The sequence below is a fragment of the Saccharopolyspora spinosa NRRL 18395 genome (assembly GCF_000194155.1).
GTDB lineage: Bacteria > Actinomycetota > Actinomycetes > Mycobacteriales > Pseudonocardiaceae > Saccharopolyspora > Saccharopolyspora spinosa.
The window spans coordinates 345,720-358,270 of the sequence record NZ_GL877878.1 but is presented as its reverse complement, the minus strand read 5'-3'; the positions used below and the strand labels follow the sequence as shown (position 1 = coordinate 358,270).

Below are 12,551 nucleotides of genomic sequence, written 5' to 3'. Positions count from 1 at the left end.
CCACAGTTTCAATTGAAACTGTGGTCCACTCGGACGGGAGTCGTCCGCCTCAGCCGATGCCCGGGATGAAGCGGATGACCAGGTCGGTCAGCCAGATGCCGACGAACGGCGTGACGATGCCGCCGAGGCCGTAGACCAGCAGGTTGCGGCGCAGCAGCGCGCTCGCCGAGGTCGGCCGGTAGCGGACCCCGCGCAGCGCCAGCGGGATCAGTGCGATGATGATCAGCGCGTTGAAGATCACCGCCGACAAGATCGCCGAGGTCGGGGTGGCCAGCCGCATGATGTTCAGCGCGTCCAGCTGTGGGTAGATCGCCACGAACATCGCGGGCAGGATCGCGAAGTACTTGGCCAGGTCGTTGGCGATGCTGAAGGTGGTCAGCGCGCCACGGGTGATCAGCAGCTGCTTGCCGATCTCGACGATCTCGATCAGCTTCGTCGGGTCGGAGTCGAGGTCGACCATGTTGCCGGCTTCTTTGGCCGCCGCGGTGCCGGTGTTCATCGCGACGCCAACGTCGGCCTGCGCGAGCGCGGGCGCATCGTTGGTGCCGTCACCAGTCATCGCGACCAGTCGGCCGCCTTCCTGCTCTGCCTTGATGAGCGCGATCTTGTCCTCCGGCTTGGCCTCGGCGAAGTAGTCGTCGACGCCCGCCTCGGTGGCGATGGCCTTGGCGGTGAGCTCGTTGTCGCCGGTGACCATCACGGTGCGGATGCCCATCGCGCGCAGCTCGGCGAACCGCTCCTTCATGCCCGGTTTGACCACATCGGACAGTCGGATCACACCGGCCACGCGGGTGATCCCGCCGCTGCGCTCGGCCACCACCAGCGGCGTGCCGCCCTGCGAGGAGATGTTGTCGGTCAGTTCCTCCACTTCGGATGAGATGCCGCCAGCCCACCCGCACACCGCGCTGGTGGCGCCCTTGCGGATCTCGCGGCCGTCGATGTCGATGCCGCTCATCCGGGTCTGCGCGGTGAAGGCGACCTCTTCGGCGTGCAGTTCCGGGCCCTGCGGCTTCGTCGGAAGCCCGTACTGCTCGGCGCAGTACGCCACGATGCTGGTGCCTTCCGGGGTCTGGTCGGCGAGGCTGGACAGCCGCGCCACCTCGGCCAGCTCGCCGAGCGTCACGGAACCGACGGGCAGCAGCTCGGTGCAGCGCCGGTTGCCGAAGGTGATCGTGCCGGTCTTGTCCAGCAGCAGGGTGTCCACGTCACCGGCGGCTTCCACCGCGCGACCGGACTTGGCGAGCACATTGCGCTGCACCAATCGGTCCATGCCCGCGATGCCGATCGCCGATAGCAGCGCGCCGATCGTGGTCGGGATCAGGCAGACCAGCAGCGCGGTCAACGTGATCACCGACTGCAGCGAGCCGGAGTAGCCGGCCATCGGCTGCAGCGCGACCACCGCGAGCAGGAACATGATCGTCAGCGTGGACAGCAGGATCGTCAGCGCGATCTCGTTCGGTGTCTTCTGCCGCTGCGCGCCCTCGACCAGCGCGATCATCCGGTCCACGAAGGTTTCGCCGGGTTTTGTGGTGATCTGCACGACGATCCGGTCGGACAGCACCGTGGTGCCCGCCGTGACCGCCGAGCGGTCGCCGCCGGACTCCCGGATCACCGGGGCGGATTCGCCGGTGATCGCCGACTCGTCGACGGTTGCGATGCCTTTCACCACGTCACCGTCGCCGGGGATGACCTCGCCGGCCTCGACCACGACGCAGTCGCCGATGCGCAGCGCCGCGCCCGGCACCCGCTCCTCGACGCCGTCGACCAGCCGGCGCGCGACGGCTTCGGTCTTGGTGCGGCGCAACGATTCCGCCTGCGCCCGCCCGCGGCCTTCGGCGACCGCTTCGGCGAGGTTGGCGAACAGCACGGTGAACCACAGCCAGGAGGCCACCGAGATGCTGAACACGTTCGGTTCGGTCACGGCCAGCACGGTGGTCAGCACCGAGCCCGCCCACACCACGAACATGACCGGGTTGGCGAGCTGGTGCTTGGGGTTGAGCTTGCGCAGCGCTTCCGGCAGCGACGTCCACAGCTGGCGCGGGCTGAACGCGCCCGCGGACATCTTCCGCGGCCCGGTTTCCGCTTGGGCCTGCTGGGGTTTCTCGAGGATGGTGGTCATGCGAGGGCCTCCGCGATCGGGGCGAGGGCGAGCGCCGGAAGGAAGGTCAGCGCTGCGACGAGGACGACGGTGCCGCCGAGCAACCCGGCGAACAGCGGGCCGGTGGTGGGCAGCGTGCCTGCGGTGGCGGGCACCCGCTGCTGCTGGGCCACCGCACCGGCGAGCATCAGCACCGCGAGGATCGGCACGAACCGGCCGAAAAGCATCGCGAGACCGAGCGCGATCTGGAAGAAGTCGCTGGTCACGGTGAGCCCGGCGAAGGCGCTGCCGTTGTTGTTGCCCGCCGAGGCGAAGGCGTAGAGGACCTCCGATAGCCCGTGCGCGCCGATGTTATTCAGGGCGTCCTCAGTGGACGGCAGCGCGAGCGCGATACCGGCACCGAGCAGAACCATCGTGGGCATCACGAGGATCGAGATCGCCGCCGCGGTGACCTCCCGCCGCCCGAGTTTCTTGCCCAGGTACTCGGGCGTCCGCCCGACCATCAGACCGGCCAGGAACACCGCGATCACGGCCAGCACGAGGATCCCGTACAGGCCCGCGCCGACGCCGCCCGGCGCGACCTCGCCGAGCAGCATGTTCAGCAGCGGCACCAGACCCCCGAGCCCGGTGAAGCTGTCGTGCATCGCGTTGACGGCACCGGTGGATGTTCCGGTAGTGGCAACCGCGAACAGGCCGGACAGGAACAGGCCGAAGCGGGTCTCCTTGCCTTCCAGCGCACCACCGGCGGCCAGTGTGGCCGCGCCGTTCGGGTGGCTCTCGGCCCACCAGACGACCGCCGTCATCACGGCCATGATGGCGACCATCACCGACAGCAGCACCCGGCCCTGGCGGCGGTCGCCGACCATCGTGCCGAAGGTGCGGGTCAGAGCCAGCGGGATCACCAGGATCAGGAAGATCTGGAGCAGGTTGCTGATGCCGCCGGGGTTGGAGAACGGGTGCGCCGAGTTGGCGTTGAGCACCCCGCCGCCGTTGGTGCCGAGATCCTTGATGACCTCCTGGCTGGCGATCGGCGCGGTCGCGATCGTGTGCGCCTGCCCGTCCAGGCCGACGACGTGGATGCCGGATGCGAGGCTCATCGCCCCGCCGAGCGCGACCAGCAGCACCGCCGCCACGACCGCGATCGGCAGCAGCACGCGGGTGCAACCCCGGGTGATGTCCACCCAGAAGTTGCCGATGCGGCCGGTGCCCGCGACGGCGAACCCGCGGACCAGGGCGATCGCGACAGCCATGCCGACGGCCGCCGAGACGAAGTTCTGCACGGTCAGCCCGGCCATCTGCACGGTGTGCCCGAGGACCTGCTCCGGCACATAGGACTGCCAGTTCGTGTTGGTCACGAAGCTGACCGCGGTGTTGAACGCCATAGCGGGCTCGACCGCGCCGCGACCGAAGCTCAGCGGCAGCAGCGGCTGCAACCGCTGCATCAGGTAGAGCAGCGCGATTGACATGACCGAGAAGCCGAGGACACCTGCGGCGTAGGTGGTCCAGCGCTGCTGGGCGTCGCCGTCGATGCGCACCAGCCGGTACACGGCCTTCTCGACGCGCCAGTGCTTCTCGCTGGTGTAGACGTGGGCCAGGTAGTCACCGAGGGGCCGGTAGACCACGCCGATGGCCAGGATCAGTAGGCCGACCTGGACCAGGCCGACCGTCAAGGAACTCATCAGAACTTCTCCGGCCGGATAAGCGCGACGAACAGGTAACCGATCAAAAGGAGCGCCAACACGCCCCCGGCGACGTTGGCAAGCACAGTGCTCACAAGCGCTCCAAACCGCGGAGGGTCAACGCAAGTACGAGGAACCCGCCGATCAGCAACACGGCGAAGGCGAGATCAGCCACCGCTGCGCACTCCTCACTCGAATTCGGGCCACCGGTTCGTGGTGGCCGTCTGGGAACAGCGAAATCCCCCGTACCGGGCGCGGCCAAGGCCCATGACGGCTCCTTGATGCCTGCTCCGTGCGCATTGATGCGTTCTTGATGCGCCCGATCGAGTGAACTGGCAGCCGTCGTTTTCAGGTGGTTTCGTGTTTCTGCACGGTTCGTGAGTGGGCGACTTCACTCCGTGAGTTGGTTTCGTCTATGCAACTATCTAGTTAACATTGCTAATGAAGGCGCCTGTGGTGCAAAGCGCCCGAAACCCGGCATTTGCGCCCCTCGCGTGAGATCCCCAACGCGAAGGAGAACACCGACATGTGCGGCATCTCCGGCTGGATCGACTTCCAGCGCGACCTGACCCGCGAGCAGCCCGCCATCGACGCGATGTGCGCGACCATGACCTGCCGGGGCCCGGACGCCGGCGGCACCTGGGTGCGCCCGCACGCGGCACTCGGGCACCGGCGGCTGGCGATCATCGACCTGCCCGGCGGGGCACAGCCGATGGCGGCCGCAACCTCCGACGGTGAGGTCGCGATCGTCTACAGCGGCGAGGCGTACAACTTCACCGAGCTGCGCGACGAGCTGCGGCGCCGCGGCCACCGCTTCGACACCGACAGCGACACCGAGGTCGTGCTGCACGGCTACCTGGAGTGGGGCCCGCAGGTCGCCGAGCACCTCAACGGCATGTTCGCCTTCGCCGTCTGGGACACCCGCACCGAGCAGCTGCTGCTGATCCGCGACCGGATGGGCATCAAGCCGCTGTACTACTACCCGACCGAGCAAGGCGTGCTGTTCGGCTCCGAGCCGAAGGCGATCCTGGCGAACCCGCTGGCCGAGAAGATCGTCGACGCCGACGGGCTGCGGGAGCTGTTCGTGATGGTCAAGACGCCGCGGCAGGCGGTGTGGTCCGGCATGCACGAGGTCGAGCCCGGCACCATCGTCACCGTCGATCGCAAGGGCCTGCGCGAGCACACCTACTGGCGACTGCAGGCCGCCGCGCACACCGACGACCAGCAGACGTCGGTCTCGCACGTGCGCGAGCTGCTGGACGACATCGTCAGGCGGCAGCTGATCTCCGACGTGCCGCGCTGCGTGCTGCTCTCCGGCGGCCTGGACTCCAGCACCATCACCGCGCTCGCCGGGCTCCAGCTGGCGCAGAGCGGCGAACAGGTGCGCAGCTTCGCGGTCGATTTCGTCGGCCAGACCGAGCACTTCGTGCCCGACGAGATGCGCGCCACGCCCGACACCCCGTACGTGCACGACGTCGCCGAGCACGTCGGCTCGCGGCACCAGGACATCGTGCTCGATCCGGACGCGCTGGCCGACCCCGCCGTGCGGCGCGCCACCGTGCAGGCCCGCGACCTCCCGCTGGGCCTGGGCGACCTGGACCAGTCGCTGTACCTGCTGTTCAAGGCGATCCGCGGGCACTCGACGGTGGCGCTCTCCGGCGAGTCCGCGGACGAGGTCTTCGGCGGCTACAAGTGGTTCCACGACCCGCAGGTGCAGCAGGCCGAGAACTTCCCGTGGTTCGCCGTCCGATCGCTACCCGTCAGGCAGACGAACACGTTGAGCCCGGACCTGGCAGCGGCGATGGACCTGGAGTCCTACGTGGCCGATGCCTACCGCGAGGCCGTCAGCTCCGTCCCGGTGCTCGACGGGGAGAGCGACCTCGACCGCCGGATGCGGCAGATCTGCTATCTGCACCTGTCCCGGTTCGTCCGCGTCCTGCTGGACCGCAAGGACCGGATGAGCATGGCGGTCGGCCTGGAGGTGCGGGTGCCGTTCTGCGACCACCGGCTCGTCGAGTACGTCTTCAACACGCCGTGGTCGCTGAAGACCTTCGACGGGCGGGAGAAGAGCCTGCTGCGCCACGCCACCGCCGACACCCTGCCGAAGTCCGTAGTCGAGCGGGTGAAGAGCCCGTACCCGTCCACGCAGGACCCGAAGTACGCGGCGGTGCTGCAGCGGCAGGTCGCGGACCTGGTCGCGGCGGGCGACCCGGCGCTGTCGCTGCTCGACGAGAAGTGGCTGCGCGAGGCGATGAAGCAGGACCCGAACGGGATCGACCAGGCGGCCCGCTTCACCTTCGAACGGGCCCTCGACCTGTCGACCTGGTTCGAGATCCACCACCCCACGGTCAAGCTCTGACGCCGAATCCAATTGCCCACTCCCGGAAGCGGGGGTCCGAGCCTCGGAAAGACGCAATTTCAATAGGTCCGATTTCCATTGAAATTGCGGAAACGGAACCGGGGTTCCGCGATACGGGACAACTCGTTCGGATCCCGGGTGTCACGTCGGATCCCGGAAGTCACGTACGTGGGATCCCGGAAGTCACGTGGGATCACGAATGTCACGTTGGATCACGGAAATCACGTCGGATCCCGGGGGCATGTCGGATTACGGAAGTCACGTTGGATCACGGAAGTCATGTCGGATTCGGGGTGTCACGTCGGATCTCGGGTGGGTGGATCAGGTCAGAGGTAGGAGAAGGCGGAAGGTGCTGCCTCCTTCGGCGTTGGCGTGCAGTTCCACCCGGCCGTTGTGGGCCTCGGCGATCGCGGTCGTGATCGCCAGGCCGAGGCCCGTTCCGCCGGCCTCGCGGTGGCGGCCGTCGTCGACCCGGTAGAAGCGGTCGAAGATCTGCGGCGCGTGGTCCGGTGGGATGCCCGGGCCGGTGTCGGCGACCGAGACGATCGCCACCGGTGTGCCCGCGGGCAGCTGCGCGCCCGCCGCGGCGAGGGCTCCTCCCCCGGCGGAATCCCGGGCGACCTCGACGGTGATCGGCGAGCCCGGCGGGGTGTGCATCAGGGCGTTGTTCACCAGGTTCGTCAGGACCTGGCGGAGGCGGGGGCTGTCGCCCAGCACGCGCAGCGGCTTTTCCGGTTCCCGCAGCACGATCTTCCGCTCGGGGTCGCGCGCCCGCCCGTCGTGCACCACGTCCTGCACCAGCGGAGCCAGGTCCAGGTCGACCAGGTCGATGGTGCGTTCCCGGTCCAACCTGGCCAGCAGCAACAGGTCGTCGACCAGGCCGCCCATGCGCACCGCCTCGGACTCGATGCGCCGCATCATCATCCGCACGTCCTCCGGACGGTGCTGGTCGCTGCGCCGGTACAGCTCCGCGAACCCCCGGATCGACGTCAACGGCGTGCGCAGTTCGTGCCCGGCGTCCGCGACGAACCGCCGCAGCCGGAGCTCTGATTTCTCGCGCTGCTGCAACGCGTCCACCAGCCGCCCGAGCATCGTGTTCAGGGCCGCGCCGAGCCGCCCGGTCTCGGTGCGCGGGTCCTGATCCGGCACACGTCGATCGAGCTGCCCGGCCGCGATGGCATCGGCGGTGTGCTCGATGCGGTTCAGCGGCCGCAGGCTGAGCCGCACCGTCAGTGCCGCCGCCGCAGCCAGCACGAGCAGCACGCCACCCGCGACCACCAGTTCGATGACGATCAGCTGGCGCACGGTCGCATCGACGTTGGCGAGCGACAGCGCGAGCACGGCGTGCCGCCCGTCGGGCAGCGCGACCTCGCGCACCCGCCAGGCCGCGCCGCCCGCCTGATCGGGCACCGTCTTGATCTGCGGACCCCGCTCCGGGGTCCGTAGCACCGGCCCGCCCCGATCGCCCGAGGTCTGCCCGAGTATCCCGCCAACCTGCGCGCCGGCCGAGTCGAAGATCAGCACCCGGAATTCGGTGGGCAGGTCGCCTCGCCCGGGGCTTTCGGCCAGAGCGCCCCTGGGCGGTTCCGGTGGCGGCCGGAACCCGTGCTCCCACGGCCCGGACAGCTCCGCCAACCGGTCGTCGGTGCGCTCCAGCAGCGACCGGCTCAGCAGTGCGGTGCTGGTCACGCCCACCAGGAACAGGCCGGTCACCAGCGCCCCGACCAGCACTAGCACCAGCCGCCCGCGCAGCGTCCGGAACACGACCGTCATCGCTGCTCCGGAGGCAAGCGCAGCACGTAACCCACGCCACGGATGGTGTGGATCAACGACGGGGACACCGAGTCGACCTTGCGCCGCAGGTAGCTGATGTAGGACTCGACGATCCGGCTGTCCCCGCCGAACTCGTAGTTCCACACCCGGTCCAGGATCTGGACCTTGCTGACCACCTTCTCGGCGTTGATCAACAGGTAGCGCAGCAGCTTGAACTCGGTCGGCGACAGGCTCACCAGCCGTCCCGCCCGGCGGACCTCGTAGGTCTCCTCGTCCAGTTCGAGGTCGTGGTAGCGCAGCCGCGAGTCGTTGACCTGCGCGGGCTGCACCCGGCGCAGGATCGCGCGCAGCCGCAGCACCACCTCGTCGAGGCTGAACGGCTTGGTGACGTAGTCGTCGCCACCGGCGGTCAGGCCGGCGATGCGGTCCTCGACGGCGTCGCGCGCGGTCAGGAACAGCACCGGCACGGCGTTGCCGTTGGCCCGCAGCTCGGAGGCGACCGAGAACCCGTCCCGGTCCGGCAGCATCACGTCGAGCACCACGATGTCGGGCCGGAACTCCGCAGCGGCCCGCAGCGCGTCGGCCCCGGTTCCCGCGCCGTGCACCTCGAAGCCGCTGAGCCGCAGAGCTGCGGTGAGCAGCTCCAAGATGTTTGGCTCGTCGTCGACGACCAGCACGCGCGCAATGTTGGTATCCGCCACGTCGCCAAGCATCGCCCACCTCCCTGGGAGAAAGCTGGAAGGAACCTGGGAACAGGCTTCGTATCCCGGAGCCACCGCCGCGCACCCCGTCGGGCCGATGTTTCCGCAGCTGATCGCCTGTGAGCACGTTGGGCTGCTACCGCAGGCTGCTGCCGCGACCAAACGTACTCACGGGGCCCTGACCAGGCAGAACACGGGGCTGTCCGGGGTGGGTGCGCAGCCTGGGTGCGCACCCACCCCGGCTCACTTGCAGCTGTAGAGCTGCAGCGAGGTGTCCGCCGCACCGCCCCAGGACGCCGGGTTGACGAGGGTGCAGTTCTGCTTCACCCACTCGTCGCGCTCCTGGCTGACCTGGCCGCCACGCCCGGACATGCCACCGGGAGGCTGTGCACCCGCAGGCGGCTGGGAACCGTCCCCGCCCGGCTGAGCATCGCCGCCGCCCAGGCCGTCCCGGTCGCCCAGGCCGTCCCGGTCGCCCAGGTCGTCGTGGCGCCGCATGCCGCCCGAGCCGCTGATGCCGCCGAGCTGGACGTAGCCGAGCTGACCGGACCGCTTCCACTCCGCCAGCTGGGCCACCGACGGAGCCTCGTCGCTGCTGCTGAAACCGCCCATGCCGACGACCCTCAGATCGGAGTTGATGATGTACGACGACGCGGCCATCGAGCCGCCCTCGACCGCCAGCGGCACTTCGAGGTCACCTGCGTTGGCCCGGACGTGGTCGAGCATCTTCCGCTCCTCCTCGGTCAGCGATTCACCGCCCCTGCCGTCCATGAAAAGGACCGGCCCTTCCTCGGCGCTGCCCCGCTCGGCCGAGTCCTGCGGCTGCTGCGCGCCGTCCTGGCCCTGACCGTTCGGCGGCACCGCTCCCGGGAACTGCATGACGTTGCCCTGCCGGATGCTCATCTCCGGGCCGGCCATCGGGTTCGCGCCGCCCATGCGGCTCTGGCCGCTGACCGCACCGAGCGCCGACCAGGCCGTCGGCACCGCCAATGCGGCGGCCAAGCCCAGCACCAGGCCGGTTCTGGCCAGCGCCGCCTTGCCGCGCCGACCGATCAGCAGCACGACCAGCGCGAGGACGCCCAACCCCACGGCCGCATACCCGGCCCACGCGTGCCAGCTCAGCTCACGCGCGACGACGGCCATCGCCCACGCCACCGTGATCGCGACACCGACCGGAAGCAGCAGCCACGCCTTGCCCCGCGGTTCCCGGTACCAGCGCCAGAACCGGACCACCCCGGCCCCGGCCACGGCGCCGACCGCTGGCGCGAGCATCGTCGTGAACATCAGCCCGATGACCACCAGCCAACCGCCCCAGACCGCGCGAAGCTGAACATCAGGCCGATGACCACCAGCCAACCGCCCCAGAGCACCCAGCCCGCGGCCTGCCCGCGGTCCAGCGGTCGGCCGCCGCGCCAATGCCGGACCCCGAAGACCAGCATCGCGACCAGCACCAAAGCGCACAGCGGCAGCAGCCAACTGATCTGACCGGCGAGCTGGTCGTTGAACAACCGCAGGACGCCCGACGAGCCGGCGAAACCGCCGCCCCCACCGCCCGGACCACCCGACGGCGGCTGGAAACCGCCATCGGTGCCCGCATTCCGGCCGGGGTTGCGGTCACCGCCGAAGATCCGGCCGAAACCGTTGTAGCCGAACACCAGATCCCAGGCGGAACCGTCCGTGCTGCCGCCGATGTACGGCTTCGGCGAAGGCCACAGCGCGGTCGCCGCGACCCACCAGAACGAGCTGACCAGCACCACCACGGCTGCCACGCCCAGATCCAGCAACCGCCGCCCCCACCCGGCGCGACTGCCGACCAGGTAGGCCGCGACGAAGGCGGGCAGGACCATCCAGGCCTGCAGCATCTTGGTCAGGAAGCCGCAGCCGACCAGGAATGCCGCCAACGCGAGCCAACCGGTGGCCGTGCGCGATTCGGAGGCCCGCGTCATCGCATAAGCCGCCGCGACGACCAGCAGCACGAGCAGCGTGTCCGGGTTGTTGTCCCGGTTGATCACCACCGTGATCGGTGTCAGCGCCATGACCAGCGCCGCGAGCAGCGCGGCGTGCTCGCCCGCCCAACGCCGAACCGTGCGGTGCAGCAAGAAGACCGCCGCGACACCGGCCAACACCTGCGGGAACAGCACTGCGAACTGGCTGAACCCGAACACCTTCACCGACAAGACCTGCAACCACAGGGCCATCGGCGGCTTGTCGACGGTGACCACGCCGGCCGGGTCGAAGGAGCCGAAGAAGAAGTTCTCGAAGCTCTGCGACATCGACTTCACGGCCGCCGAGTAGTACGAGTTCCCCCAGGACCCGCCGATCCCCCAGCAGTACAGCACCCCGGACAGCACGCAGATCGCCGCGAGCGAAAGCCATTGCCACGGCGCGGTCCCGCGACGCGGTTCCGCCCCCTCGACCCGGGCGTGCCGGGTCGTCGTATCAACCGACGTCATCCCTGTTCCTCTTCCTTGGACGGCACCTCGGGCCGGAACACCCAGGACCTGAGCAGCACGAACCGCAGCCCCGTCCCGACCACCGAAGACACCACGAGCACGAGAACTTCCAGCCACCGCGACGGATCCGGCTGCCAGGCGTGCAATCCGAGCAGCGCACCGGAGGTGACCACGTAGTAGAGGGCGAACACGACCAGCCCCTGCAGGTGCACCCGCCCGGAGGAGCTGGACTGGTTCAGGAAGGTGAACCGGCGGTTGGCCTCGGTGTTCCACAACGTGGTGACGGTCAACGCCACCAGGTTCGCCAGCAGCGGCGGCCACCACGAACGCAGGACGGCGTACAGCACGGAGGTGATCACTGTGGACACCAGCCCGATCACGCCGAACGAAACCAGCTGCCACAGCAGGCCGTTCTCCCGCTTCGCCAGCGCGGCCCGGGGGTGTGCGGCTCGCGGCGCGGGCCGCTGCGGCAGACCCGGCACCTTCGCCGCTCCGGTGACCTTGGCGCGCGCCACCCGGATCAGGCCTGCGATGTCGTCGATGGCGGTCTTGACCACGTTGACCCGGGTGTCGACGTCTTCGACCCAGTCCACCGGGACCTCGTGGACCCGCAGGCCATTGTGCTCGGCCAGCAGCAGCAATTCGGTGTCGAAGAACCACGAATCGTCCTGCACGTGCTTCAGCAGCGGCTTCACCACATCCGTGCGAGCTGCCTTGAAACCGCACTGCGCGTCGGTGAACCGGGCACCGTGGGTCCAGCGGATCATCTTGTTGTAGCAGCGGGAGATCAGCTCCCGCTTGCCGCCGCGGACCGTGCGGGCTCCGGTCGCCAGCCGGGAACCGATGGCCAGCGCCGAGTGCCCGTTGACCAGCGGGGCGACCAGCGGGAGCAGCGCATCCAGACCGGTCGACAGGTCGACGTCCATGTACACCACGACATCCGCGTCGCTGTAAGCCCACGCGGTGCGCAGCGCCAGCCCGCGGCCTTTGCGGTCGAGGTGCAGCACCCGAACGTTGTCCATCGCGCCGGCCAGCTCGTGGGCGACGCCCAGCGTGCCGTCCGTGCTCGCGTTGTCGACCACCGTGATGGTCCACGAGAAGGGGAAGTCTTCGGCGAGGTGCTTGCCGAGCACCTCCAGGCACCCGGGCAGCGAACGTTCCTCGTTGTAAACCGGGATCACCACGTCGACCGTCGCGGTCCGGTTTGCCGCGCGGCGTGCTTGCGCGGCGACACCGAGCTGCGGCACGGCACTCATCTCCCACCACCTCACTTCCGGCCTGTTGCGGTATCCATCAAGCCGGGGCGAGGTGCGAGGGCCGTGGGCGTCAGCTGGGAATTACCTGGGAGTCGTCCGCCTCCGCGCGTTTTCGCAGGTCAGTTGAGCAGAGATCGGAGCGGATCACGATGCTCTCGGGGATTTCCCACGGTTTTCCCAGGCGTTCGGGCCCAAGTCGGAGCCGTTCGGCGAACTGGCCGTGCGAGAGGAA

General features: G+C 69.1%; 9 protein-coding genes. 1 reads left to right on the top strand and 8 read right to left on the bottom strand.

What is annotated here, in order from left to right:
* Nucleotides 1-49 precede the first annotated feature (49 nt).
* Genes kdpB through kdpF form a run of 3 tightly spaced genes read right to left on the bottom strand, consistent with a single transcriptional unit; the run spans nt 50 to nt 3,872 of the window.
* Entirely contained in the window at nt 50-2,119 is a 2,070-nt protein-coding gene (gene kdpB / locus SSPN_RS0101805; RefSeq protein WP_010305844.1) for a potassium-transporting ATPase subunit KdpB, read from the bottom strand.
* Nucleotides 2,116-3,777 carry a potassium-transporting ATPase subunit KdpA gene (gene kdpA / locus SSPN_RS0101800; protein WP_010305841.1) on the bottom strand — a complete coding sequence of 554 codons (1,662 nt, stop codon included), beginning with the start codon at nt 3,775-3,777 and terminating at the stop codon, nt 2,116-2,118. Before kdpA ends, kdpB begins: the two co-directional genes overlap by 4 nt.
* Nucleotides 3,777-3,872, bottom strand: a complete 96-nt coding sequence (gene kdpF / locus SSPN_RS0101795) for a K(+)-transporting ATPase subunit F (protein WP_010305839.1) — start codon at nt 3,870-3,872, stop codon at nt 3,777-3,779. The genes kdpA and kdpF overlap by 1 nt, the downstream gene beginning before the upstream one ends.
* 431 nt (nt 3,873-4,303) lie before the next feature.
* Here kdpF and asnB point away from each other — a divergent pair, with 431 nt between their 5' ends.
* The gene (asnB, locus tag SSPN_RS0101785; RefSeq protein ID WP_010305834.1) at nt 4,304-6,136 is read left to right on the top strand and encodes an asparagine synthase (glutamine-hydrolyzing); all 1,833 of its coding nucleotides are present in this window, start codon (nt 4,304-4,306) and stop codon (nt 6,134-6,136) included.
* A 321-nt stretch (nt 6,137-6,457) separates the two neighbouring features.
* Here asnB and SSPN_RS0101780 read toward each other — a convergent pair whose 3' ends face one another.
* From SSPN_RS0101780 to SSPN_RS0101765, 5 genes are all read right to left on the bottom strand, one after another.
* Entirely contained in the window at nt 6,458-7,909 is a 1,452-nt protein-coding gene (locus SSPN_RS0101780; RefSeq protein ID WP_010305829.1) for a sensor histidine kinase, read from the bottom strand.
* Nucleotides 7,906-8,622: a response regulator transcription factor gene (locus SSPN_RS0101775; protein WP_010305825.1), complete on the bottom strand. Its 717-nt coding sequence runs from the start codon at nt 8,620-8,622 to the stop codon at nt 7,906-7,908. The genes SSPN_RS0101780 and SSPN_RS0101775 overlap by 4 nt, the downstream gene beginning before the upstream one ends.
* A 231-nt stretch (nt 8,623-8,853) precedes the next feature.
* Nucleotides 8,854-9,909 carry a mannosyltransferase YkcB-related protein gene (locus SSPN_RS59100; protein WP_237710416.1) on the bottom strand — a complete coding sequence of 352 codons (1,056 nt, stop codon included), beginning with the start codon at nt 9,907-9,909 and terminating at the stop codon, nt 8,854-8,856.
* Nucleotides 9,894-11,063 (bottom strand): ArnT family glycosyltransferase, encoded by a 1,170-nt coding sequence (locus SSPN_RS59095; protein ID WP_237710415.1) that lies wholly within the window; start codon nt 11,061-11,063, stop codon nt 9,894-9,896. The genes SSPN_RS59100 and SSPN_RS59095 overlap by 16 nt, the downstream gene beginning before the upstream one ends.
* Nucleotides 11,060-12,319, bottom strand: a complete 1,260-nt coding sequence (locus tag SSPN_RS0101765) for a bifunctional glycosyltransferase family 2/GtrA family protein (RefSeq protein WP_010305819.1) — start codon at nt 12,317-12,319, stop codon at nt 11,060-11,062. The genes SSPN_RS59095 and SSPN_RS0101765 overlap by 4 nt, the downstream gene beginning before the upstream one ends.
* Between the last annotated feature and the right edge of the window lie 232 nt (nt 12,320-12,551).

What these genes read in the sequence shown, in the direction of transcription:
- kdpB (WP_010305844.1), bottom strand. Translation starts at nt 2,119, where the DNA reads ATGACCACCATCCTCGAGAAACCCCAGCAGGCCCAAGCGGAAACCGGG.
- kdpA (WP_010305841.1), bottom strand. Translation starts at nt 3,777, where the DNA reads ATGAGTTCCTTGACGGTCGGCCTGGTCCAGGTCGGCCTACTGATCCTG.
- asnB (WP_010305834.1), top strand. Translation starts at nt 4,304, where the DNA reads ATGTGCGGCATCTCCGGCTGGATCGACTTCCAGCGCGACCTGACCCGC.
- SSPN_RS0101780 (WP_010305829.1), bottom strand. Translation starts at nt 7,909, where the DNA reads ATGACGGTCGTGTTCCGGACGCTGCGCGGGCGGCTGGTGCTAGTGCTG.
- SSPN_RS0101775 (WP_010305825.1), bottom strand. Translation starts at nt 8,622, where the DNA reads ATGCTTGGCGACGTGGCGGATACCAACATTGCGCGCGTGCTGGTCGTC.
- SSPN_RS59095 (WP_237710415.1), bottom strand. Translation starts at nt 11,063, where the DNA reads ATGACGTCGGTTGATACGACGACCCGGCACGCCCGGGTCGAGGGGGCG.
- SSPN_RS0101765 (WP_010305819.1), bottom strand. Translation starts at nt 12,319, where the DNA reads ATGAGTGCCGTGCCGCAGCTCGGTGTCGCCGCGCAAGCACGCCGCGCG.